Source organism: Achromobacter spanius (assembly GCF_039673305.1).
Taxonomy (GTDB): Bacteria; Pseudomonadota; Gammaproteobacteria; order Burkholderiales; family Burkholderiaceae_B; genus Achromobacter; species Achromobacter spanius_F.
Window position 1 is genome coordinate 1 of sequence record NZ_JBDJLJ010000057.1, and the last position, 23,766, is coordinate 23,766.

The window sequence follows — 23,766 nt, forward strand, 5'->3', positions numbered from 1 at the left end:
GGGCGTCGTAGGCGCCGGCCATGGCAGCTTCCATGTCGCGGCGCGCGGCCATGACCCGGGAAGTGCCGGTGGCCGCGAACCTCGCGGCCAGCTTGCGGTAGGCCTGCGCGACGGCGGCGCGCTCCGGGGCGACGGGGTTGACGATCCAGCCCGACAGGGTCAGCGCCAGCCCGAACAGGCCGCCCGCGGCCACCAGCACCGGCGGCAGCCAGGGCGGCAGCGGCGAGGTCAGGCTGGAGCCCACGATCACGTACGTGGCGAATTGCAGCGTGGCCACGGCGGCGATGTTGTTGAACGTGCCGATCAGGCTGGCCGCCAGCACCAGCAGCATCATCGCCGCCGATGTCCACAGGCCGTGCCCGGCCGCCAGGTTGCCCAGCAGGTAGCCCAGCGCGCCGCCGAAGACGGTGGACCCGATCGACAGCGCGCGGTTGCGGTAGGGGCCGCCGTTGTCCCCCGTGATGGCCGGCAGCGCGCCAAGCGCCACCAGCGCGGCGGCGGCGCTCTGGTCCAGGGCCATGCCCACGGCCGACGGCAGGCCGATGGCCAGCGCCGCGCGCAGCATCACCCATGGATTCACAGGCGACGGTTCCATGTGCGCCAGGCTCATCAGCCAGCGCATGTTGGAGGCGCGCGCGCGGCTCAGCGATGGGCGGGACACGGTGGCCTCATGGGGCGGCGCTCAGGCCTTGATCAGCGGCGCCTCTTCGGGCGCGGCCAGGCGGAAGTAGTCTTCGGTGTTCAGCAGGATGGACGCGTCCAGACGCCCGGCGTTGAACACGATCTCGTCGTGGCGTTCGCGCAGGCTGGGGTCGACCAGCAGCGACAGGTCGGGATTGAAGCTGAAGGGCGGAATGGCGCCGATCTCGCAGCCGGTGAGTTCGCGCGCGAGGTCCTGGGACGCCAGCGACGCCTTCTTGCCGCCGGCCGCGCGCGCAATGGCGTCCAGGTCGGCCTGCTTGTCGGCCGGGAACACGGCGAGCACGTTCTTGCGCTGGTTGGACGAAATCTTGACGCGGCAGACCAGCGCCTTGGCGCCCTGGCTGACTTCGGTGCCGCGTATGGCCGCGACCTCGACGGAACGGCCGGCGGCGGCGTGTTCCAGCAGGTGGTAGCGGGCCTGGTTCTGGTCGAGCAGGGCTTGCAGGCGATCAAAGACTTCCATGGGGCAGCGGGCGGGCGAAAGGGGAGCCGGGAATCGGCCCTGTACGCGGAATGATACGCCCGCGCGTCCAGGGCCTGTTAACGCTCAAGGACGCCCGCGCACAGGCCCTAGATGTCCCCGGTGAAAGCGTAGCCCCAGCCCCAGACGGTGCGGATCGGGAGCTCGATGTTCAGGTCCTGCGCCTTGCGCCGCAGGCGGCTGACGACGACATCGGTGCGGCGCACGGACTCGCGCCCCAGGTTCGGATCGATGCCCGGCGGGTCGCTGCGCGGCATCCGCTTGTCGGGCGAGCCCGTCAGCTTGAGCAGGAACTCCCGTTCGGCCTGGGTCAGCGACAGGCGCGCGCCCTGCGGGCTGAGCAGCGTCCAGGCCGCGTCCAGGAATTGCCATTTGCCGGTGGGTTCGGCGGCCGAGGCCGGCGAGGCGCCCGGGCGCGGATCGGCCTCGACCGCGCGGCGGCCGGGGGTCGGCACGCGGCGCACCAGCGCCTGCAGCGTCGCGGCGATCTCCGCGGTGGCGACTTCCGGGGTAAAGCAGGCGTCGGCCCCGCAGTGCAGGCCGAGAATGCGGTTCTCGGGGGTGTCGAAGGCGGAAACGGCGACGATGCCGGCGGTGGTGTCCATGGCGCGCAGACCTGCGACGGCCATGCAAAGATCGGAAAACTCGGCTTGCATCACAAGCAACGGGGTGCGGCGGGCCTGGAACAGGCGGAACAGTCCGTTGGAATCCTCGCAGCGGCGCGGCGAAAACCCCATTTCGGCCAGTTCGTCGCTGCGGCGCACGCGCTGGCCGGCGTCGGGAGCGAAGACGATCAGGTCTAATAGGTCATTCATGAAATCGTTGTAAACATCAATGCAGCTTGAGCGCTTGCATGATGCATCGGATACAACGATTTCCCAAAACGCGCACAACGACACTTTCTTACCCGAATTCTCGGCCATGGCCCGCCAGGACCGCATTCGCGGGGGCTCAGGGGGACGTTTCGGCCTCGTTCCACCAGCCGCCGCCCAGCGCTTGTAACAGCGCGGCCGTGTCCGTGTAGCGCGCCGCGTCCGCCGCCGTGCGGGAAATCCGCGTCTGCAGCACCTGGCGCTGGCTGTCCAGCAGGCTCAGGTGGCTGATGCCTCCCGCCTGGTAGCGGCCCGCCGCGATGCGGCCGGCTTCGTCGGCGCGCTGCCAGGCGTCGTCGTAGGCTGCGTAGGCGTCGGCGTCCGTCTGCAGGGCGCGCAGGGCGTCGGCGACCTGCCGGAAGCCGTCCAGCACCGTCTGCCGGTAGGACGCGGCGGCCGCGTCGTACGCCGCCTCGGCGGATCGCTTGCGCGCCCGCAGTTCGCCGCCGTGAAACAGCGGTTGCACCAGGCCCAGCCCCAGGTTCCAGACGTTCACCCCGTCGGCGAGCTCGCCCGCGCCGGTGCGCTGCGAGCCGAAACTGGCGGTCAGCGTGAATTGCGGATACAGGTTGGCCGTGGCCACGCCCACATCGGCCGACGCCTTGCGCCACAGGGACTCGGCGGCCAGGATGTCGGGCCGCTGGCGCGTCAGCGCGGACGGCACGCCCGTGGGCACGTCCGGCGGCAGCGTCAGGTCGGCCAGCCGCAGCGGCGGCGATTGCAGGGCGGCGGGCGTCGCGCCCAGATAGGTGGCCAACTGATGCGTCACCTGCGCCAGCTGGTATTCCAGCGGCGGCACGGTGGCGCGCGTCTGCGCCACCAGCAGTTCCTGGTTGCGCAGGTCGGCCAGGGCGATGCCGCCCGCGTCCAGGCGCTGGCGCATGATGTCCTGCTGGCGCGTCTGCGCCGCCAGCAGTTCGCGCGTGGCCGACAGCCGTTCTGCCAGGTCCGCCTGGCGGATCGCGGCGGTGACCACGTTGGCCGCCAGCGACATGCGCGCCGCCTGGAGTTCGTGGGCCTGGTAGTCCATCTGGGCGGCCAGGCCTTCCAGCGCCCGCTGGTTGCCGCCGAACACGTCCAGCGTGTAGGAAACATCGATGGACGCGTTGTAGAGCGTGAAGGGCGGCGGGGGCTCGGTCACCGGCACGCCATAGGCGGACGGATCGACCTTTTGTCTGGCCGCCGAGAGATTGGCGTCCGCCGACGGCAGCATGCGTCCGCCGGTTTCGGCGTCCAGGTCCTGTTGCGCCTGTCGCAGGCGGGCGCGCGCTTCTTCCAGCGTGGGGCTGGCTTCCAGCGCCTGGCGCACCAGCCGGTCGAGCTCGTCCGAGCGGAACAGGCGCCACCACTGCGCGGGAATGTCGGCGCCGGCCTGCAGCCGCTGGCCGCCCGCCGGCTGCGCATCCTGCCCGTGGGGCGTGAAGGACGCCACGTCGGGCGCCGCGGGCGTTTCGAAATCGGGGCCGACCGCGCAGGCCGACAGCAGCGCGCACAGCGCCAGAAGGGCCAGCGGGCGGGGAGAGGGAGGAACGGGGCGTGGCATGGCGGATCAATCCAGGGTGCGGCGGTAGAACTTCACGGCGGCGGTCATGACGACCACGGTGAACAGCATCAGCGGCCAGACGCTGGGCCACAGGTCCCACCAGCCGTTGCCCTTGAGCAGGATGCCGCGGATCAGCCGGTTGAAATAGGTCAGCGGCAGCAGGTTGCCCAGGTACTGCGCCCACATCGGCATGCCCTTGAACGGAAACATGAATCCCGACAGCAGCAGGTTGGGCAGGAAATAGAACATGGTCAGCTGCATGGCCTGCAGCTGGTTCTGCGCCAGCGACGACAGCGTGATGCCGACCGTCAGGTTCGCGGCGACGAACAGCAGCGCGGCCAGGTACACCGACAGCAGGCTGCCCAGGATGGGCACATGGAACACCAGGTGCGCGGCCAGCAGGATGATGGACGCCTGGATCAGGCCGATGGCGATGTAGGGCACGATCTTGCCCGTCATCACCTCGATCGGCTGCACCGGCATCGCCAGCAGGTTTTCCATCGTGCCGCGTTCGCGCTCGCGGGTCATGGCCAGCCCGGTCATCATCACCAGCGTCATGGTCAGGATCACGCCCATCAGCCCGGGCACGGTGTTGTATTGCGAGATCTGCTCTTCGTTATAGAGCTGGTGCACGCGCACGTCGAAGGGCGGCTGGCCGCCGGCCAGCCCCGCCAGCGGCCCGGTCAGGTCCTTCTGCGCCACGGCTTGGGAAAGCTGCGTGGCCGCGCCCAGCGCCATGCCGGTGGCCATGGGGTCGGTGGCGTCGGCCTCGACCAGCAGCGCGGGGCGCTCGCCGCGCAGCAGGCGGCGCGAGAAGTCCGGCGGTATGGTCACCACGAACAGCACCCGGCCCTGGGCCAGCGCGGCGCGGCCGGCTTCCTCGTTGTCCAGTTCCTCGATGATGTTGAAGTAGTCGGACGACTTGAGCGCCGCGATGTAGCTGCGCGTGAACGGGCTGTGGTCCGACGCGATGACGGCGGTGGGCATCTGCCGGGGATCGGTATTGATCGCGTAGCCGAACAGCGCCAGCTGCACGATGGGCAGGCCGACGATCATGCCGAAGGTGATGCGGTCGCGGCGCAGCTGCAGGAATTCCTTGAGCACCATGCTCCACCAGCGCGACCAGGAAAAGCCCGTCAGATGCCGGATCATGGGCGGCTCGCGAAGTTGTCGGTGGACCGGCTCATCAGGTAGATGAACACGTCCTCCAGGCTGGTGTCGATGCGCTCCAGGCGCAGGTCCTGGCCTTCGACGGCGCCGCGCAGCGTGCGCTCCAGCAGCGCGGCGTCCCGTCCGCTGACGTGCAGCGCGGTGCCGAAGGCCACGGTCTGGTCCACGCCCGGCGCGGCGCGCAGTCGCTGGCCCAGCGGCACCAGGTCCTGCCCGTGGATGGCCCAGGTGGTCAGGCCCTGTTCGGCGATCACCTCGTCGGCGGTGCCCTGCGTGAGCAGCTTGCCGTACGAGATGTAGGCCAGCTTGTGGCAGCGTTCGGCTTCGTCCATGTAGTGGGTGCTGACCAGCACGGAAATGCCGCGCGCGGCAAGCTCGTGCAGTTGCTCCCAGAAATCGCGCCGCGCCGTGGGATCGACGCCGGCGGTGGGCTCGTCCAGCAGCAGCAGGCGCGGCTGGTGCAGCAGGCAGGCGGCCAGCGCCAGCCGCTGCTTCCAGCCGCCCGACAGCGATCCCGTCAGCTGGCCGGCCCGGGTTTGCAGCCCCAGGTCCTCCAGTGCGCGGTCCACGGCTTCCTTGCGCTGGGGCATGCCGTACATGCGCGCCACGAAGTCCAGGTTCTCGCGGATGGTCAGGTCCTCCCAGTAGGAGAACTTCTGCGTCATGTAGCCCACGTTGCGCTTGATCAGCGCGCTGTCGCGCAGGATGTCGTAGCCCAGGCAGGTGCCGCTGCCGGAATCGGGCGTCAGCAGGCCGCACATCAGCCGGATGCAGGTGGTCTTGCCGCTGCCGTTGGGGCCGAGGAAGCCGAAGATCTCGCCTTCGCGCACCTGCAGCGATACGTCGTTGACCACGTGCTTGTCGCCGAAGTGCTTGTTCAGGCCGTGGACGTCGATGACGTTGGCGCCGTTCGCGGTCGAGGTCATTGCAGGACGACCTCCACGGGCTGCCCCGGGTGCAGCCGCGTCGCCGCCTCGGGGGCGGGCCGCGCCTCGACCATGTAGACCAGCTTGCTGCGGCTTTCGCGGCTGTAGATCACCGGCGGCGTGTACTCGGCCTGGTCGGACACGTAGTCGATGCGCACGGGGATGGGATCGCCGCAGCCGTCGCAGCGCACCGTGGCCTGCTGGCCCATCTTCAGCGAGCCCACCACGGTTTCCGGCACGAAGAAGCGCAGCTTGATGTTGCCCGGCGGCAGCAGGCTGACGACCGGGCTGCCCGCGGGCACCCATTCGCCCACGCGGTACATCGTGTCGAACACCCGGCCCGCGGCCGGCGCGGCAAGCTGCTTCTGGTCCAGCGTCCATTCGGCCTGGGCCAGCGCGGCGCGGGACGCCTGCACCTGGGCGGCCTGCGCGCGGCGCTGCTCGTCGCGGCCGGGCAGGCGCGTGACTTCCAGCTGCGCCTGCAGTTCGCGCACGCGCGCGGCGTCCGATTGGGCCTGTTCGCGGCTGTCGTCCAGCTGCGAGCGGGAAATGCCGCCGATGCGGAACTGCGCGTTGTCGCGCTGCAGCTGGGCGGCGGAACGCCGGCTGGCGGCCTGCGCCTGGGCCAGCTGGGCGACGCTCACGTCGACCTCGGGCGGGCGCTTGCCGGTGGCGATGTCTTCCAGTTGCGCGGTGGCCGCGGCCAGTTCGGCGCTGGCCTGGTCGCGCGCCGCGGTTTCGCGCACGGCGTCCAGCGCGTACAGGGGCGCGTCGGCCTCGACCAGTTGCCCGCGGCGCACGTCCAGCGCCTGCAGGCGGCCGGCCTCGGACGAGGCCACGTAGACGTAGTCGCCTTCCACGTAGCCCTGATAGAACGGGTGGTCGTTGTTGCCGCAGCCGGCCAGGAGCAGCAGGGCCAGGGCGTGGGGTATCGGGCGTAGGGTGCGCATGGTCAGCGTCCTGATGGCGGGGAGGAGGGCGGCGTGAACAGTCCGCCCGTCAGCATGGCGATGGCGTGGGCCGCGATCGCCTCGTTGTCGATGGACTGGGCCGCGGGGTCGCCCTGCCAGATGCGGCGCCACAGCGCCGAGGTGGCCAGCGGCAGCAGCGTCAGGCCCAGGATGGACAGGAACACCAGCCGCGGCTCGACGCCCGGCGTGATGGCGCCGCGGCGCTGGCATTCGGCGATCAGGCCCGCGAAGGCCTGCAGCCGGTCGGAAGGCAGGTGGCGCAGCACGCGCTCGCGCAACTGGCCGCCTTCGTTGACGACCTCATGCATCCACAGCGAAGGCAGCCAGGGCTGTTCGGTTGCGCTCCGGACCACGCGGGTCACGATTTCGGTGATGAAGCCGCGCGCGGCGGTGGCGGGGTCCGGGTGCGTGGCCGGGTCGGACCCGGCGGCCAGCGGCACCGGCGCCCACACGAAGCCGATGACCGGCACGATCCGCTCCAGCACCACCGCATCGATCAGCTGGTCGCGGCTCTTGAAGTAGTAGTGCAGCATGGCCGGGGTGACCCCCGCGCGCTGGGCGATGTTGGCGATGGTGGTGGCGGCGACGCCCTGGGCGGCGAACAGGCGGGTCGCCAGGTCCAGCAGCTTGGCGCGGGCCGCGGCCGTGTCCGGGCGCGGCGGGCGTCCGGGGCGGCGAGGGGCGGGGGGAAGGGCGGGGCACATGCGGCAGATTCTAATTAAACGATTAATTAATTAAAAGGGGCGCGACCATCAGGGTTACAACCTGGAGGCGGGAGCATCGATGGTGTAATGGGCCGGATCCCACAACGCCGCCCGGGCCTGGCCCGCATGGTCCGGGCCGCTCTCCGAAGGAGACCGCACGTCATGCCGCAATCGTCTTCAATCAACCGCCGTATCGTGCTTGCCGCGCGACCCCACGGCGAGCCCGCGGACAGCGATTTCCGCCTGGAAACGGGCGAGGTGCCGCAACCGGGCCCCGGCCAGGTGCTGCTGCGCACGGTGTATCTGTCGCTGGATCCCTATATGCGCGGCCGCATGAGCGACGCGCCGTCGTACGCCGAGCCGGTGCAGATCGGCCAGCCCATGGTGGGCGGCACGGTGACGCGGGTCCAGGCGTCCAACCATCCTCAGTTCAAGCCGGGCGAATGGGTGCTGGCGCAGACCGGCTGGCAGGACTATGCGGTGTCCGACGGCTCGGGCCTGCTGCGGCTGGGACCCGATCCCGAACATCCGTCCTATTCGCTGGGCGTGCTGGGCATGCCGGGGTTCACCGGCTACATGGGTCTTCTGGACATCGGCCAGCCCAAGGCCGGCGAGACCGTGGTGGTGGCCGCCGCCAGCGGCGCGGTGGGCGCGGTGGTCGGCCAGATCGCCAAGATCCACGGCTGCCGCGTGGTCGGCATCGCGGGCGGGCCGGACAAGTGCCGCTATGTGGTCGACGAACTGGGCTTTGACGAATGCCTGGACCACAAGGCGCCGGACCTGCCCGGCCGGCTGGCGCGCGCCGTGCCCCAAGGCATCGATGTCTACTTCGAGAACGTGGGGGGCGCCGTCTTCGACGCCGTGCTGCCCCTGCTGAACCCCCGCGCCCGCGTGCCGGTGTGCGGGCTGATCTCCGCGTACAACGCCACCAGCCAGCCCGAAGGCCCGGACCGCCTGGCGCTGCTGATGCGCACCATCCTGACCAAGCGGCTCAAGATGCAGGGCTTCATCATCTTCAACGAATATGCGCACCGCTACGGCGAATTCCGCGAGGCGATGCAGGACCTCATCAAGCAAGGCCGCATCAAGTATCGTGAGGACGTGGTCGATGGCCTGGAAAACGCCCCGCGCGGGCTGATCGGGCTGCTCAAGGGCGAAAATGCCGGCAAACGCATCGTGCGGGTCGGCCCTGACGAATGGAGCGCTACATGAACATCCTGATCGTGCTGACTTCCCACGACACCCTGGGCGACACCGGCCGTAAAACGGGCTTCTGGCTCGAGGAATTCGCGGCGCCGTACTACGCGTTCGTGGACGCCGGCGCCAAGGTGACGCTGGCGTCGCCGAAAGGCGGACAGCCGCCGCTGGACCCCAAGAGCGACGATCCCGACGCGCAGACCGACGACACGCGCCGCTTCCGCAAGGACGCCGACGCGCAGCGCCTGCTGGCGTCCACGCGCCGCCTGGCGGACGTGCAGCCCGCCGATTACGACGCGGTGTTCTACCCCGGCGGCCACGGCCCGCTGTGGGACCTGGCCGAAGACGCGAAATCGGTCGCGCTCATCGAAACCATGCTGGCGGCCGGCAAGCCCGTGTCGGCCGTGTGCCACGCGCCCGGCGTGCTGCGCCACGCCAAGACCGCCGACGGCAAGCCGCTGGTGCAGGGCAGGCAGGTCACGGGCTTCTCCAACGCCGAGGAAGCGGCCGTGCAGCTGACCGACGTGGTGCCGTTCCTGGTCGAGGACGAACTCAAGAAACTGGGCGGCCTCTACAGCAAGGGGCCGGACTGGCAGTCGCACGTGGTCGGCGACGGGCTGTTGATCACGGGCCAGAATCCGGCGTCTTCCGTGGGAGTAGCCGAAGCCCTGCTGGAGCGGTTGAAAGGCTGATATCGCCTTGAAACCGAAGCGGGGCGGGAGGCTGTGCGCGCAGACCCAGAAGCGGCGCGGGCTGCACGGTCGGCGGCAGCCGCCTCCCGATGTGTCAGAATCGCGGCTTTCCGACATAAGCGCGCCCACGGGCAGTTGCGGCGCGCATTTTTTCCGATGCCTCCCGACTTACCCGAACCATCCGAAGGATCCTACGAAGCGGCGCTGTATGCCGCCATGCAGGCGCGCGATCCGGCCACCGGCCGCCACTGCAACAGAGTCGTCGCGCTGAGCGTTGCGCTGGCCCGGGCGTGCGACGTGCCCGAAGCCGATCTGCCGGTCGTCGCCGTGGCCGCCAGGTTGCACGACGTGGGCAAGATCGGCACGCCCGACCGCGTGCTGCATGCGCCTGGCCGGCTGGACAAGGACGACTGGGAAATCATGAAGGCGCATGCGGCGGTCGGGGCGGGCATCATCATGCAGACCGCGATGCCGCACCGCGAGCGGATCGCGCTGGCGGTGCGGCACCACCACGAGCATTTCGACGGTTCCGGCTATCCGGACGGCATGTCCGGGCACGCCATCCCCATGCATGCGCGCATCATTTCGCTGGCCGATTCGTACGACGCGCTGGGCGACGCGCGGCCCTACCACCCGGCGCGCACGCACGTGCAGATCATGCGCATCCTGAACCAGGAAGCGGGATCCAAATGCGATCCCGACCTTCTGCGCGTGTTTGAAGGGATGATCCAGGGCAGCGCGCTGCGCGTGCCGTAACGGGAATCGCCGAGGCGGCGTGCCTCGGCGCGGCCTGTCACTTCAGGCGGTAATTGGCGGCGACGACCGCCAGGTCCTGCAGCGTGCGCTGCTGCCAGGCGGCGTCGTGCCCCAGTTCCTCGGCCAGGATGCGCGCCACTTCGGGCGCGGCCAGCATGGCGGCTTCGCTGTCCAGGAACAGCGCGCGGTTGCGGCGCGCCAGCACGTCTTCGGCGCTGCGCGCCAGTTCGAAACGCGCCGCGTAGCGCACGTGCGCTTCCGACAGCCCGCTGGCCTTGACCAGCATGCGCTGCGCGCCGGGCAGGGCCTGGAGCGCGGGCAGGTCGCTGCCGTAATAGCTGTCCGGCGTGCCGGCATGTTCCTGCGACGGCGCCAGGCCGCCGGCGCCGTGCAGCGGCAGCGATTCGGTGCGGCACGAGGCCTGCGTCAGGAGCTGGTGCTGGATCGCGGTGTCCACCACGTCCTGCGCCATGCGGCGGTAAGTCGTCCATTTGCCGCCCGTCACCGTGACCAGCCCGGCCTTGGACACCAGGATGGTGTGCTCGCGCGACAGCTTCTTGGTCGAGGCTTCGCCGGTGGCCTTGACCAGCGGCCGCAGGCCGGCCCAGACGCTGGTGACGTCGTCGCGCGTGGGCTTGCGGCTGAGGTAGCGCGCCGCGGTGCCGAGGATGAAGTCGACGTCCTGCGCGCCGGCCTGCGGATCCAGCGGCAGGTCGTCGCGCGGCGTGTCGGTGGTGCCCACGATGGTGTGGCCGTTCCAGGGCACCACGAACAGCACGCGGCCGTCGTCGGTCTTGGGAATCAGGACGGCGCGCTTGCCGGGCAGGAAGTCCTGCGGCAGGGTCAGGTGCACGCCCTGGCTGGGCGCCACCATCGTTTGCGCGTTCTTGTCTTCCATGCGGCGCACGGCGTCCACCCAGACGCCGGTGGCGTTCACGACGCAGCGCGCCCGCAGGGTGAACGTGGCGCCGCCGATCACATCCTGCGCGGTCACGCCGTCCACCTTGCCGCCGGTGGAGGTCAGGCCGGTGGCGCGCACGTAGTTCACGGCGGTGCCGCCCAGGTCGAACAGGGTGCGCATCAGGCTGACGGCCAGGCGCGCGTCGTCGAACTGGCCGTCGTAGTACAGCACGCCGCCCTTCAGGCCGCGGCCGTTCACGCTTTCCGCCAGGGTGGGCGCGTTGGCCAGCGTTTCGCGGCGCGACAGCCAGCGGCTGGGCGCCAGGTTCAGCTTGCCGGCCAGCATGTCGTACATCTTCAGGCCGATGCCGTAGAAGGGCTGGTCAAGCAGGTTGTAGGCCGGCACCACGAAGCCCAGCGGCCACACCAGGTGCGGGGCGTTGCGGTTGAGCAGGCCGCGCTCGTGCAGGGCCTCGCGCACCAGGCTGACGTTGCCTTGGGCCAGGTAGCGCACGCCGCCGTGGACCAGCTTGGTGGCCTTGCTGGACGTGCCCTTGGCGAAGTCCGCGCCCTCGATCAGCAGGGTCCGGTAGCCGCGCGAGGCGGCATCGACCGCGGTGCCCAGGCCGGTCGCGCCGCCGCCGATGACGATGACGTCCCAGGAATGCGTATTGTCCAGCGTGTTCAGAAGGCGGTTGCGGTCGGGCGGGGTGACGGAGGCGAGCGGTTGGTTCATGTTCTTGGGGGCGGCGGGGCCGCAAGGTAAATGCTTCGGTATTCGCGCCGACGCGCCGGAGGGGCGGTTCGCCCGGTCCGGCGCGGGTCAGGCGGCGGGTTTCGGGGTGTTCGGGGCGGCCGCGACGTCGCAGCGCACGCCGGCGTCCAGCAGCACCTGCGCCAGCGGCTCCTGCGGATGGGCGTCCGTGAAGAAGCGGTCTATTTGCGAGATATGCGCCAGTTCCACCATGGCCTGGCGCTTGAACTTGCTGCTGTCGGCGGCCAGCCAGACCTCGCGCGACTGCTCGATGATGGTGCGGGCCACGCGCACCTCGCGGAAGTCGTAATCGCGCAGGGTGCCGTCGGCCTCGATGCCGGAGATGCCGATCAGGCCGATATCGACCTTGAACTGGCGGATGAAGTCCATCGTCGCTTCGCCGACGATGCCGCGGTCGCGCGAACGCACCACGCCGCCCGCCACGATCACTTCGCAGTCCGGGTTGTCGGACAGGATGTCGGCCACGTGCAGGTTGTTGGTGATGACGCGCAGCCCGCGATGGCGCAGCAGGGCGCGCGCAATGGCCTCGGTGGTGGTGCCGATGTTCAGGATCAGCGAACAGCCGTCGGGGACGGCGCGCGCGACGGCCTCGGCGATGCGCTGCTTGCCGGCCGCGTGCAGCCCCTGGCGCTTGCGGTAGGCGATGTTCTCGATGGTGGACGCTTCGATGCGCACGCCGCCATGAAAGCGCGATAGCAGGCCGGCTTCCGAAAGGATGTTGACGTCCCGCCGCACGGTCTGCAGCGTGACGTCGAAACGTTTGGCGAGTTCTTCGATCGAGGCGGAGCCCTGGGCCCGCACCATTTCGATCAACGCGCTCTGTCGGGGATTCAGTGTCATGTTCGAATGATAAAACAACAAAAGCGAAAAATAATGACGCACCGCAAGATTGTTTTTTGTTCGCTTCTTCAGTAAAACGCACAAAAAACGAAAGCCTCTGAAAGAGTATGCTCATGATGTCGCCCGCGCATCGCGCGGGGCCGGGCGCTGTACCGAATACCGAAGTCCGTAGAAAAAACAGGGACGTATAAGTAGGTAGAGGAGACCAGATGCAGCTGACCTTGGACAGGATAGGTTTGCGGGCAGGTTCGCAAACGCACCTGTATCCCATGAGCCTGGCCCCGGTTCCGGGCGCCATGACGGTGCTGCTGGGGGCGACCCTGGCCGGTAAGACCTCGCTGATGCGCATCATGGCCGGCCTGGACCGGCCCACCGAAGGCCGCGTGCTGGTGGATGGCGCCGACGTCACCGGGGTGCCCGTGCGCCAGCGCAACGTGGCGATGGTGTATCAGCAGTTCATCAACTACCCGTCGATGTCGGTCTACGACAACATCGCGTCGCCGCTCAAGCTGCGCGGCGCGGCCGACACGCGCGAAAAAGTCCGGGCAATGGCGGCGCGGCTGCACATCGACCACTTGCTGGAGCGCTACCCGTCGGAACTGTCCGGCGGACAGCAGCAGCGGGTGGCGCTGGCGCGCGCCCTGGCCAAGGATGCCCCGCTGATCCTGCTGGACGAGCCGCTGGTCAACCTGGACTACAAGCTGCGCGAGGAACTGCGCGACGAGCTGTCCGAACTGTTTGCCGAAGGGCGGTCCACGGTGGTCTACGCCACCACCGAACCCGGCGAGGCGTTGTTGCTCGGAGGCCACACCGCCGTGCTCGACGCCGGCGAGCTGCTGCAATACGGCCCCACGGCCCAGGTCTTTCACCGCCCCAACTCCATCCGCGTGGCGCGCGCGTTCAGCGATCCGCCCATGAACCTGTTCGCCGCCCGGCGCCGGGATTCCGGCTTCGTGCTGCAGGGCGACGTGGCGGTGGCCCGCAAGCTGCCGGCGGGCGCCGACGCGGACATCACCGCCGGCCTGCGGGCCGGCGCCCTGGACGTGGAACCCCGGCCCGGCCACATCGGCCTGCCCGGGTTGGTCAAGCTGGCCGAGATCTCCGGTTCCGACACCTTTGTGCACGCGGAAACCGCGGCGGGCGACGTGGTGGCGCAGTTGCCCGGCGTGCACCGCTACAAGCTGGACCAGCGGGTGGAGCTCTACTTCGATCCGGCGCAGACCTATGCCTTCGGAGCGGACGGCGCGCTGCTGGCCGCGCCCCGCCAACCCGCGGGCGCGGGGGAGGTGGCCTGATGGCGCAGATCGAGCTGGACCTGTCCCATTCCTACGTCGCCAACCCGAAGTCGGACGATGACTACGCGCTGCTGCCGCTGCTGTTCACGTTCCGCGACGGCGGCGCCTACGCCCTGCTGGGGCCGTCGGGCTGCGGCAAGACCACGCTGCTGAACTGCGTGTCGGGCCTGCTGCATCCGTCGCACGGGCGCATCCTGTTCGACGGCCAGGACGTGACGGCCAAGACCCCGCAGGCGCGCAACATCGCCCAGGTGTTCCAGTTCCCGGTGGTGTACGACACCATGACGGTGGCCGAGAACCTGGCCTTTCCGCTGCGCAACCGCGGCGTGCCGCCCGACCGCATCCGCGAGCGCGTGGGGCGCATCGCGGAAATGCTGGAAATGTCCGGCGTCCTGGACCGGCGCGCCAGCGGCCTCACGGCCGACGCCAAGCAGAAGATCTCGCTGGGCCGCGGGCTGGTGCGCAGCGACGTGTCGGCCATCCTGTTCGACGAACCGCTGACGGTGATCGATCCCCAGCTCAAGTGGGAGCTGCGGCGCAAGCTCAAGGAAATCCACCACGAGTTCAAGCTCACGCTGATCTACGTGACGCACGACCAGACCGAAGCCCTGACCTTCGCCGACCAGGTCATGGTCATGGCGCGGGGCCGCGCGGTGCAGGTGGGCACCGCGGACGACCTCTTCGAGCGGCCGGAGCATACCTTCGTGGGGCATTTCATCGGATCGCCCGGCATGAACTTCCTGCCGGCCCAGTGGCGCGACGGGGCGCTGATGCTGGGGCAGCGCCGCATCGAAGGCCTGCCGCAGGCGCTGGCCGCCAAGCTCGACGGCGCGGGCCCGGTCAAGCTGGGCGTGCGCCCCGAATACCTGCGGGTGACGGACCCGGGCGCCCCGGGCGCCGTGCCCATGCGCGTGGACCGGGTGCAGGACGTGGGCACCTACACATTGCTGGTGGCCGACTTCGAGGGCACGCCGGTGCGCGCGCGGCTGGGCGGCAACGTCGTCCCGGCCGGCAACGGCGGCACGGTATGGCTGTCCGTGCTGAATCCGCACACCTGCTTCTACCGCGATGAGGAGCTGATCCGATGAAACCCACCGATCACCGGGCCTGGTTCCTGGTCATGCCGGTCGTGCTGTGCGTGGCCTTCTCGGCCATCCTGCCGCTGATGACCATCGTCAACTATTCGGTGCAGGACATCATTTCGCCCGACCGCCGCGTGTTCGTGGGCACGGAATGGTTCGCCGCCGTCCTGCAGGACGAAGAACTGCACGGCGCGCTGTTCCGCCAGATCGGCTTCTCTTTCGCGGTGCTGCTCATCCAGATTCCGCTGGGCATTCTGCTGGCGCTGTCCATGCCGGCCAGCGGCTGGCGCGCGTCGGCCGTGCTGGTGATCATCGCGCTTTCGCTGTTGATTCCGTGGAATGTGGTGGGCACGATCTGGCAGGTGTTCGGGCGCACCGACATCGGCCTGCTGGGCGCGACGCTGTCCTGGCTGGGGGTGGACTACAACTACACCGGCAACGACTTCGACGCCTGGGTCACCGTGCTGATCATGGACGTGTGGCACTGGACGCCGCTGGTCGCGCTGCTGTGCTATGCGGGCCTGCGCGCGATTCCGGACGCCTACTACCAGGCCGCCCGCATCGACGGCGCGTCGCGCTTCGCGGTGTTCCGCTACATCCAGCTACCCAAGATGCGCGGCGTGCTGATGATCGCGGTGCTGCTGCGCTTCATGGACAGCTTCATGATCTACACCGAGCCGTTCGTGCTGACCGGCGGCGGGCCGGGCAACGCCACCACGTTCCTGTCGCAGTACCTGACGCAGAAGGCGGTGGGGCAGTTCGATCTGGGGCCGGCCGCGGCGTTCTCGATCATCTATTTCCTGATCATCCTGCTCCTGTGCTTCATCCTGTACAACTGGATGCAGCGCGCGGGCACCACCGGCGGCTTCGACGAGGAGCGGGCAAATGCGTGAGACAAGCACCTGGTGGCGCGCCGCCTTCCTGACCCTGTACCTCGTATTCGCCATCCTGCCGCTGTACTGGATGCTGAACATGTCGTTCAAGTCCAATACCGAGATCGTCAGCACGCTGACCCTGTGGCCGCGCGACTTCACCTTCGAGCATTACCGCACCATCTTCACGGACCCGGCCTGGTATTCGGGCTACATCAACTCGCTGATCTACGTCGTCATCAATACGGTGGTGTCGCTGGCGGTGGCGCTGCCGGCCGCCTACGCGTTCTCGCGCTACCGCTTCATCGGCGACAAGCACGTGTTCTTCTGGCTGCTCACCAACCGCATGACGCCGCCCGCGGTGTTCCTGCTGCCGTTTTTTCAGCTCTACAGCTCGTTCGGGCTGATGGACACCCACCTGGCGGTGGCGCTGGCGCACCTGGTGTTCAACGTGCCGCTGGCGGTGTGGATCCTGGAAGGCTTCATGTCGGGCGTGCCGCGCGAGATCGATGAAACCGCCTATGTGGACGGCTACTCGTTCCCGCGCTTCTTCCTGACCATCTTCCTTCCGCTGATCAAGTCGGGCGTCGGCGTGGCCGCCTTCTTCTGCTTCATGTTCAGCTGGGTGGAGCTGCTCCTGGCGCGCACGCTGACCTCGGTCAACGCCAAGCCCATCGTCGCCACCATGACGCGCACCGTGTCGGCCTCGGGCATGGACTGGGGCGTGCTGGCGGCGGCGGGGGTGCTGACCATCGTGCCCGGCGGCATCGTGATCTGGTTCGTGCGCCACTACATCGCGAAGGGGTTCGCGATGGGCCGCGTATAGGAGGGGCCGCCATGTTCAGCTGGATGGTATGGACCACCCCGATCGCCGTGTTCTTCAGCTGCATCATCCTGATGCTGATCGGCATGACGATATGGGAATTGAAGTCGCCCACTCAGGAAAGAAAGGGCTTCCTGCCCTTGCCGACCACGCGCGGCGACCGGCTGTTCATCGGCCTCATGGCCGCGGCATGGCTCAACCTGGCGTTCCTGGGATTCGGCCAGAAGGCGGTGGAATGGTTTTCGCTGGACCAGCCTCCATCGGTGTGGATCAGCTTCGTGCTGTCCATGCTGCTGCTGGCGTTCATCATGAAAAAAGGCTGAAGAGGGCGCCAGACCCTCTGTTGATTACAGGCAGTCAGGAAGGGCTATGGGCCAGCGTCTTCCCCGGCCAGCGGTCCGCAGCACGATAAGGGGAAGACTTATCGAGGAGACAGGTCATGAAATTGCGCATGCACGCCATGGCGGCCGCTATCGCCCTGATCGGAACGTCAGGGGCTTGGGCCGGCGAGCCGGAAGCGAAGAAGTGGGTCGATTCGGAGTTCCAGCCTTCGACGTTGTCCAAGGACCAGCAGATGGCCGAGATGAAATGGTTCATCGACGCCGCGGCCAAGCTGAAGGCCAAGGGAATCAATGAAGTCAGCGTGGTGTCCGAGACCATCACCACGCACGAATACGAGTCCAAGGTGCTGGCCAAGGCCTTCGCCGAAATCACCGGCATCAAGGTCAACCACGACCTGATCCAGGAAGGCGACGTCGTCGAAAAGCTGCAGACGTCGATGCAGTCCGGCAAATCCATCTACGACGGCTGGATCTCCGATTCCGACCTGATCGGCACCCACTACCGCTACGGCGCCATCCTGCCGCTGTCCGACTACATGGCCGGCGCGGGCAAGGACTGGACCAATCCCAACCTGGACCTGAAGGATTTCATCGGCACCAAGTTCACCACGGCGCCGGACGGCAAGCTCTACCAGCTGCCGGACCAGCAGTTCGCCAACGTGTACTGGTTCCGCGCGGACTGGTTCGCGCGCCAGGACCTGAAAGACAAGTTCAAGGCCAAGTACGGCTATGACCTTGGCGTGCCCACCAACTGGTCGGCCTACGAGGACATCGCCGCGTTCTTTTCCAACGACGTGAAGGAGATCGACGGCAAGCGGGTCTACGGCCACATGGACTACGGCAAGAAGGATCCATCGCTGGGCTGGCGCTTCACCGACGCCTGGCTCTCGATGGCCGGCGCCGCCGACAAGGGCCTGCCCAACGGCATGCCGGTGGACGAATGGGGCATCCGGGTCGCCGACGACAAATGCACGCCCGTCGGCGCGTCCGTGGCGCGCGGCGGGGCCACCAACAGCCCGGCCGCCGTCTATGCGCTGACCAAGTACGTGGACTGGATGAAGAAGTACGCCCCGCAGCAGGCCATGGGCATGACCTTCTCGGAAGCCGGCCCGGTGCCGGCGCAGGGCCAGATCGCCCAGCAGATCTTCTGGTACACGGCGTTCACGGCCGACATGACCAAGAAGGGCCTGCCCGTGGTGAACGACGACGGCACGCCCAAGTGGCGCATGGCCCCGTCGCCCTACGGCCCGTACTGGAAGGACGGCATGCAGAACGGCTACCAGGACGTGGGATCGTGGACCTTCTTCAAGTCCACCAATCCAGACAAGATGGCGGCCGCCTGGCTGTATGCGCAGTTCGTCACGTCCAAGTCCGTGTCGCTCAAGAAGTCGATTACCGGCCTGACCTTCATCCGGGACAGCGACATCAACAGCGAGTTCTTCACCAAGAACGCGGCCAACTACGGCGGCCTGATCGAGTTCTACCGCAGCCCGGCGCGCGTGGCGTGGACCCCGACCGGCACCAACGTGCCGGATTATCCGAAGCTGGCGCAGCTGTGGTGGAAGAACGTGGCCACCGCCGTCACCGGCGAGAAGACCCCGCAGGCCGCCATGGACAGCCTGGCCAATGAAATGGACCAGGTCATGGCGCGGCTGGAGCGGGCCGGCATGGCGCAGTGCGCGCCCAAGCTCAACCCCCGCAGCGACCCCAGCAAGTGGCTGTCGGACCAGCATGCGCCGTGGAAGAAGCTGGCCAACGAAAAGCCCAAGGGCGAGACGATTCCCTATGAAAAGCTGCTCTCGGCCTGGAAGGAGGGGAAGGTGAGGTAAGGCGCGGGAAAGGCCGCCAGTCGCATCAACCTGCCCCCCGAAGGCTGGATTTCGGGGGGCGGTTCAACTCGGTGGCGTTTTCTTTAGCTTGCGGTGTTCTGCAGGTTCAGGCCGTCGCCACACGGGCGGCAAGCGCCAGGGACGCCGAGGCGCCATCCAGCGGCCTGTCCGAAGCCGGCAGGGCGCGGGCAGCGGCCGCCATCCAGGGATGCGCGAATGCGACGACGTCCGCGCCGCCTTCACGGGCGGCACGCGCGGCTTGCGCCACCAAGTCCAGGCAGGCGGCCGTTTCACCGCGCTTGAACAGATCCCATGCCCCGGGCACCAGGCGCACCTCGACCCTGGCGCCGGCGGGCAGTGCGTAGCGCTCGAACAGCGCGCGGTTGGCCGCGACGGCCGATTCCGCCGCGCACAGCACGACGACGTTGGCGTCCGGACGGGTGGCCATCTGCGCCAGCGCGGCGTCCGCGCGGATGATGGGAACCGGGCTGTCCGTGATATAGCTAACCGCCGGGCCCAGCGTTGCGCATGTCACAATCACCGCCTTCGCACCGGCCGCCAGCGCCAGCAGTTCCTTTTCGATCCGGTTCTTCAGATCGTCGGGGATCCCGCCGCCAGCCTGTTGCGCCTGGTCGACGGCAGTCCTGAGGTCCGGTCGCAGCGCATGGCGGAACTGGCCGTTCGGAATGCCGGCGTCCCGGGCCGCCTGGTCGAAAATCGCCTGGTTGCCATCGATCGTGTGCAATAAGGAAATCTGCATGGTCGGTGAATCCTGTGGTGCCGTGATGTGGAGCGGCATTCTGGAGCCGGCGCGCAACGGCAACAAGGCAAGCCGGAATACCGGTATTGCCGCTACCCCCCCACACTTTCAACATCGCTTACCAGCATGACCTTTGCCTCTCAGCTTTCGCACTTCCTGGCGGCCGCCGCCCTGGTCCTGGCGGCCGGCCCGTCGAACGCCGCCGGTTTCCAGCGCCTGAACCTGCCCATGGACCAGAACGGTCCGGGCCTGCAGGGCGCGGTCTGGACGCCTTGCGCCGAGCCGGCGGGCGAGATCAAAGTGGGCCGGGTGGACATCGCGGGCGTGCAGGGCTGCAAGCTGCCCGATGGCCGCTATCCGCTCATCGTCATGTCGCACGGGTCGGGCGGGTCCTATCTCAGCCATCACGACACCGCGGCGGCGCTGGCCGACGCGGGCTTCGTGGTCGCGGCGATCAACCACGTCGGCGACAACGCGCAGGACCGCTCGCGCCAGGGGTATCTGTCGATCTTCTCGACCCGGCCCCGGGAAATCCGGCGTCTCATCGACTACATGACGGCCGCCTGGCCGGAAAAGTCCGGGCTCGATCCGGACAGGATCGGCTTCTTCGGTTTCTCGCGCGGGGGCTATACGGGCCTGGTGCTGGCGGGCGCCGTGCCGGATTTCCGGGCCGGGCTGGCGATCTGCCAGGCGCAGCCCGCACTGCCGATGTGCCGCGACATCGCGGCCGGCAAGGTGCCGCAGCAGCCTTATCCGCAGGATGCGCGCATCAAGGCGGCGGTGATCGCCGATCCGCTCAACGCGTTTCCGGGCGATGCGCTGAAGGCCGTCTCCATTCCCGTGCAGTTGTGGGCGTCCGAGCGGGGCGGCGACGGCGTCGATCCCGCCAGCGTGCAGGCCGTGCGCGCCGGACTGGGCGCGGCGCCCGATTTCCAGGCGGCGCGGGGCGCGGGCCATTTTGCGTTCCTGGCGCCATGCTCGCCCTTGCAGGCCGACGCATCGCCGCAGATCTGCGGCGATGCACCGGGCTTTGACCGTCCCGGCTTTCACCGCGAACTGAACGCCCGCGTGGCCGAATTCTTCAAGACGCGGCTTCCGCAGGCGGACCCGCCGGCGCGCTAGTGGATGGTGCGCGCCGCCTTGCGGGCGTGCTTGATTTCATACATGCGCACATCGGCCAGCCGGACGGCCGCCTCGGCGTCCAGCCCGGCCGGGTCCAGCGCCACGACGCCCGTGCTGGCGCCCTCGTAGGCGATGGTGGTTTCGCCCAGCTGATATCGGCCCATCGTGGCTGCCAGGACGCGTTCTTCCATGGCGCGCGCGGCTTCCTCGGCCTCCGCCTGCTGCGTCACGCCGCCCGAATCGCTTCGCTTGCGCGATAGCGCGGGCCCCGGACCGATGAGCACGAATTCGTCGCCCCCCAGCCGTCCCGGCATGTCGGAAGACCGCAGCACCGCCGAGATCCGCCGCGACACTTCCTGCAGGAAGATGTCGCCAGCCTGGTGGCCGTAGGTGTCGTTGATGCTTTTGAACCCGTCCAGGTCGATGACGCCGACCAGCACGCTGGCCTGTTCGCGCACCCCGCGCGCCAGCAGGCGGTCCAGCGCCTCGTAGAGGGCGCGGCGGTTGGGCAGGCCCGTGAGCGGATCGGTGAGGGCATAGGACATGAGCTGCACATTGGCCGCATGCAGCTGCTCCATCAGCCTCTCGCGTTCGAGAAAGCCGGCAATCACGCTGGAGAACAGCTTGAGCACGGATTCGGCCTGGGGGTTGATGTGGTGCTGCGTGGCGCTGGCCGCGCACAGCGTGCCGAACAGGACGCCGTCGTCGGAGCGTACCGGCGCGCTGACGTAGGTCTGGATGCCCAGCTGCCGCGCCGCGTCGGAATCCGGCCAGCATGAAGACACGTCGCTCGTGCACATGCGGCCTTCGTCCAGCGCGCGCTTGCACAGGGTGTCGTCCCACGGCACGGACAGCCCTTCGGGGATCTGCAGGTTGCCGGCATTGCGCGCGTAGCGGATGTGCTGCAGATCGGCCTTCAGGTCGATGGACGTCAGGTATGTCGATTCAAGCCCGGTGACGGCGCCAAGCATGTCCAGCAGCGGGCGGGTCAGTTGCTCGACCGACTTGGCGGCGGGCAGGGCGGTCGATAGTTCGGCGAGGATGGGATCCAGCACGGCTGCTCCTGGATGCATGGTCGGATGAACTTGCGGCCCGCGCTCCAGAAGGAGAGCGGGCCGGCGATGCCGCCATTATGCACGCGCCGGGGCCGGGCTGGCAGACGCTATGAAAGGACCAGCGACCGGTGCGCGCAAATTCCCGCCATGACGCCCGAGGCGCTGGCCAGCGTCGCGTTGGACATCGGCGTGGCCGCGTCGCCCGCGGCGTAGACGCCCGGGATCGTGGTCTGCTTGAGTTCATCGACGCGGATCACCGGTCCCTGCGCGCCCTCGTCGAACGCGCAGCCCAGCTGCATGGCGAGCGGACTGGCCATGTGCGTCCGGCTGGCCACGAAGAGCGCCTGGAGCGGCACTTGCCGGCCGTCCGCCAGCACGGCGCCGGACAGGGCGGGCGCATCACCCCGCAAGCGGACGATCGGCGAGCGCTCCACGCGCACGCCGCGGCGTTCGAAATGCCCGGCCTCTTCGGGCGTGGGCTCGAACCTGCCCTGGGTGAAGTACGTGGTGGGCCCCCAATCCGGCAGCAGCATGGCCTGGTGGGCCGACATCGGATGCGCGGCCATGACGCCCAGGGGGCCGTCGGCCACTTCGTAGCCATGGCAGTAAGGGCAATGCAGCACGGTCTGGCCCCAGCGCTCCTGCAAGCCGGGCAGGGGCGGCAGCTCGTCGCGCATGCCGGTCGCCAGGATCAGGCGGGCGCCGGACGCGCGTTGGCCGTCGGCCATGGAGACCTCGAAGCCGCCGCCCAGCGGCGCGGCCTGGACCGCCTCGCCGTCCAGGAACGCCAGGGTCGGATAACGGGCGAGCTGGGCGCGCGCCCGGGCCGTGATCTCGTGGGGCGGAACCCCATCCTGTCCCAGGAAACCGTGCGAGTGCGCGGCGTAGCGGTTGCGGGGCCGGGCCGCGTCGATCAGCAGGACGCGCCGGCGCGCGCGGGCGAGCTGCATGGCGGCGGAAAGGCCGGCAAAGCTGCCGCCCACGATGATGACGTCGTATTGCATGGAATGGTCCTTTCTGTCGGATATTCGTTACTTCGTAAGTTGCATGATAGGGCGATGTGTCGCATTACGCAACTTATGATGTTTCGTATGTGCGGCGCGCGGCGCGGAACAGGGCTTGCTGCAAGAAGCGGGCGCCCGGCGAGCCGGGTTGCGCCGGGCCCCGGGCCGGGACTACCCTGAAATCCTCGACACGGGCGGCCGCCCGCAAGCGCCGGCCGCCAAGGAGGCTGGCATGCAGCACACGACGGAACTACGCGGCCGGGTGGCCGTGGTGACGGGCGCGTCTTCAGGCATCGGGCGGGCCACCGCGATCGGCCTGGCGCAGGCGGGGGCGCGGGTGGTGGTGAACCATCGCGCCGGGGGCGATTCCCAGGCCCGGGCCGCGGTGGTGGTCGAAGCCATCCAGCGCAACGGCGGCACGGCGGTGGCGGCGGCGGCCGACATCAGCCGCGAACCCGACGTCGATCATCTGTTCGCGCAGGCGGTGCAGCATTTCGGGCGGGTGGACATCCTGGTCAACAACGCGGGCGTCGAGCATCCGTCGCCGGTGGCCGACATGTCGCTGGCCGACTGGCAACGCGTGATTGACGTGAACCTGACGGGCCATTTCCTGTGTGCGCGGGCGGCGGCCAGGGCGTTCAGGTCGCAGCCGCCGGATCCCGCCCGGCAGAACCTGTCCGCGGGCAACATCCTCTTCATCAGTTCGGTCCACGAGGTGATTCCCTGGGCTTTCCAGGTGAACTACGCCGCTTCCAAGGGCGGGATATCCATGCTGATGAAGTCGCTGGCGCAGGAGCTGGCGCCGGACCGCATCCGGGTCAATTCCATCGCGCCAGGCGCCATCCGCACCGCCATCAATCAGCCCGCGTGGGACACCCCGGAAGCGCTGGCCAAGCTGCTGGAACTCATTCCCTACGGCCGCATCGGCGAACCGGAAGACATCGCGCGGGCGGCCGTATGGCTGGCCGGCGATGCGTCCGACTACGTCACCGGCACCACGCTCTTCGTGGACGGCGGGATGACGCTATACCCCGAATTCCGCGGCGCGGGCTGA

General features: G+C 68.6%; 23 protein-coding genes and 1 pseudogene. 11 read left to right on the forward strand and 13 right to left on the reverse strand.

Going from position 1 to position 23,766, the window contains the following annotated elements; all coding sequences use genetic code 11:
- The 8 genes and pseudogenes from ABE485_RS26310 to ABE485_RS26345 all read right to left on the reverse strand — a co-directional run.
- Positions 1-661: pseudogene (locus ABE485_RS26310) on the reverse strand (FUSC family membrane protein); the annotation flags it as partial.
- 21 nt (positions 662-682) lie between these two features.
- A complete protein-coding gene (locus tag ABE485_RS26315) occupies positions 683-1,165 on the reverse strand; it encodes a YbaK/prolyl-tRNA synthetase associated domain-containing protein (RefSeq protein ID WP_346518192.1) in 483 nt (160 codons plus the stop codon).
- A 107-nt stretch (positions 1,166-1,272) separates the two neighbouring features.
- Positions 1,273-1,998, reverse strand: coding sequence for a response regulator transcription factor (locus tag ABE485_RS26320; RefSeq protein WP_346518193.1), 726 nt, complete (start codon positions 1,996-1,998; stop codon positions 1,273-1,275).
- Between the two features lie 136 nt (positions 1,999-2,134).
- On the reverse strand, positions 2,135-3,598 hold the full coding sequence (locus ABE485_RS26325) for an efflux transporter outer membrane subunit (protein ID WP_346518194.1): 1,464 nt from the start codon (positions 3,596-3,598) through the stop codon (positions 2,135-2,137).
- A 6-nt stretch (positions 3,599-3,604) separates the two neighbouring features.
- A complete protein-coding gene (locus ABE485_RS26330) occupies positions 3,605-4,750 on the reverse strand; it encodes an ABC transporter permease (RefSeq protein ID WP_346518195.1) in 1,146 nt (381 codons plus the stop codon).
- Positions 4,747-5,694, reverse strand: coding sequence for an ABC transporter ATP-binding protein (locus ABE485_RS26335; RefSeq protein WP_346518196.1), 948 nt, complete (start codon positions 5,692-5,694; stop codon positions 4,747-4,749). The genes ABE485_RS26330 and ABE485_RS26335 overlap by 4 nt, the downstream gene beginning before the upstream one ends.
- Positions 5,691-6,644, reverse strand: a complete 954-nt coding sequence (locus ABE485_RS26340; RefSeq protein ID WP_346518197.1) for an HlyD family secretion protein — start codon at positions 6,642-6,644, stop codon at positions 5,691-5,693. Before ABE485_RS26340 ends, ABE485_RS26335 begins: the two co-directional genes overlap by 4 nt.
- 2 nt (positions 6,645-6,646) lie before the next feature.
- On the reverse strand, positions 6,647-7,369 hold the full coding sequence (locus ABE485_RS26345) for a TetR/AcrR family transcriptional regulator (protein WP_346518198.1): 723 nt from the start codon (positions 7,367-7,369) through the stop codon (positions 6,647-6,649).
- Positions 7,370-7,531: 162 nt separating this feature from the next.
- Here ABE485_RS26345 and ABE485_RS26350 point away from each other — a divergent pair, with 162 nt between their 5' ends.
- From ABE485_RS26350 to ABE485_RS26360, 3 genes are all read left to right on the forward strand, one after another.
- A complete protein-coding gene (locus tag ABE485_RS26350; RefSeq protein ID WP_346518199.1) occupies positions 7,532-8,581 on the forward strand; it encodes an NADP-dependent oxidoreductase in 1,050 nt (349 codons plus the stop codon).
- Complete coding sequence (locus tag ABE485_RS26355; protein ID WP_346518200.1) at positions 8,578-9,258, forward strand: type 1 glutamine amidotransferase domain-containing protein; 681 nt, start codon at positions 8,578-8,580, stop codon at positions 9,256-9,258. Before ABE485_RS26350 ends, ABE485_RS26355 begins: the two co-directional genes overlap by 4 nt.
- A gap of 156 nt (positions 9,259-9,414) precedes the next feature.
- Positions 9,415-10,014 carry an HD-GYP domain-containing protein gene (locus tag ABE485_RS26360; RefSeq protein ID WP_346518201.1) on the forward strand — a complete coding sequence of 200 codons (600 nt, stop codon included), beginning with the start codon at positions 9,415-9,417 and terminating at the stop codon, positions 10,012-10,014.
- A gap of 37 nt (positions 10,015-10,051) precedes the next feature.
- Here the strand turns inward: ABE485_RS26360 and ABE485_RS26365 are convergent, their stop codons facing one another.
- Together ABE485_RS26365 and ABE485_RS26370 are read right to left on the reverse strand one after the other, a co-directional pair.
- A complete protein-coding gene (locus ABE485_RS26365) occupies positions 10,052-11,650 on the reverse strand; it encodes a glycerol-3-phosphate dehydrogenase/oxidase (RefSeq protein ID WP_346518202.1) in 1,599 nt (532 codons plus the stop codon).
- An 87-nt stretch (positions 11,651-11,737) separates the two neighbouring features.
- On the reverse strand, positions 11,738-12,529 hold the full coding sequence (locus tag ABE485_RS26370) for a DeoR/GlpR family DNA-binding transcription regulator (protein ID WP_346518203.1): 792 nt from the start codon (positions 12,527-12,529) through the stop codon (positions 11,738-11,740).
- A 209-nt stretch (positions 12,530-12,738) separates the two neighbouring features.
- Between ABE485_RS26370 and ABE485_RS26375 the strand changes: the two genes are divergently transcribed.
- The 6 genes from ABE485_RS26375 (at position 12,739) to ABE485_RS26400 (ending at position 18,771) form a co-directional block, all read left to right on the forward strand.
- Positions 12,739-13,824, forward strand: a complete 1,086-nt coding sequence (locus ABE485_RS26375; protein WP_346518204.1) for an ABC transporter ATP-binding protein — start codon at positions 12,739-12,741, stop codon at positions 13,822-13,824.
- Positions 13,824-14,912: an ABC transporter ATP-binding protein gene (locus ABE485_RS26380; protein ID WP_346518205.1), complete on the forward strand. Its 1,089-nt coding sequence runs from the start codon at positions 13,824-13,826 to the stop codon at positions 14,910-14,912. The genes ABE485_RS26375 and ABE485_RS26380 overlap by 1 nt, the downstream gene beginning before the upstream one ends.
- Entirely contained in the window at positions 14,909-15,799 is an 891-nt protein-coding gene (locus ABE485_RS26385) for a carbohydrate ABC transporter permease (protein ID WP_346518206.1), read from the forward strand. The genes ABE485_RS26380 and ABE485_RS26385 overlap by 4 nt, the downstream gene beginning before the upstream one ends.
- The gene (locus tag ABE485_RS26390) at positions 15,792-16,604 is read left to right on the forward strand and encodes a carbohydrate ABC transporter permease (RefSeq protein WP_346518207.1); all 813 of its coding nucleotides are present in this window, start codon (positions 15,792-15,794) and stop codon (positions 16,602-16,604) included. The genes ABE485_RS26385 and ABE485_RS26390 overlap by 8 nt, the downstream gene beginning before the upstream one ends.
- Positions 16,605-16,615: 11 nt before the next feature.
- On the forward strand, positions 16,616-16,924 hold the full coding sequence (locus tag ABE485_RS26395) for a DUF2160 domain-containing protein (RefSeq protein WP_346518208.1): 309 nt from the start codon (positions 16,616-16,618) through the stop codon (positions 16,922-16,924).
- A gap of 116 nt (positions 16,925-17,040) precedes the next feature.
- Entirely contained in the window at positions 17,041-18,771 is a 1,731-nt protein-coding gene (locus ABE485_RS26400) for an ABC transporter substrate-binding protein (RefSeq protein ID WP_346518209.1), read from the forward strand.
- A gap of 106 nt (positions 18,772-18,877) precedes the next feature.
- Here the strand turns inward: ABE485_RS26400 and ABE485_RS26405 are convergent, their stop codons facing one another.
- Positions 18,878-19,531 (reverse strand): arylsulfatase, encoded by a 654-nt coding sequence (locus ABE485_RS26405; protein ID WP_346518210.1) that lies wholly within the window; start codon positions 19,529-19,531, stop codon positions 18,878-18,880.
- Positions 19,532-19,657: 126 nt separating this feature from the next.
- Between ABE485_RS26405 and ABE485_RS26410 the strand changes: the two genes are divergently transcribed.
- Complete coding sequence (locus ABE485_RS26410) at positions 19,658-20,653, forward strand: alpha/beta hydrolase family protein (RefSeq protein ID WP_346518211.1); 996 nt, start codon at positions 19,658-19,660, stop codon at positions 20,651-20,653.
- Here ABE485_RS26410 and ABE485_RS26415 read toward each other — a convergent pair.
- Entirely contained in the window at positions 20,650-21,705 is a 1,056-nt protein-coding gene (locus tag ABE485_RS26415; RefSeq protein ID WP_346518224.1) for a sensor domain-containing diguanylate cyclase, read from the reverse strand. The two genes, ABE485_RS26410 and ABE485_RS26415, sit on opposite strands and share 4 nt — an antisense overlap.
- A 110-nt stretch (positions 21,706-21,815) precedes the next feature.
- Positions 21,816-22,712, reverse strand: coding sequence for an NAD(P)/FAD-dependent oxidoreductase (locus ABE485_RS26420; protein WP_346518212.1), 897 nt, complete (start codon positions 22,710-22,712; stop codon positions 21,816-21,818).
- Between the two features lie 232 nt (positions 22,713-22,944).
- On the opposite strand from ABE485_RS26420, the gene ABE485_RS26425 reads away from it, so the two are divergent.
- A complete protein-coding gene (locus ABE485_RS26425) occupies positions 22,945-23,766 on the forward strand; it encodes a glucose 1-dehydrogenase (protein WP_346518213.1) in 822 nt (273 codons plus the stop codon).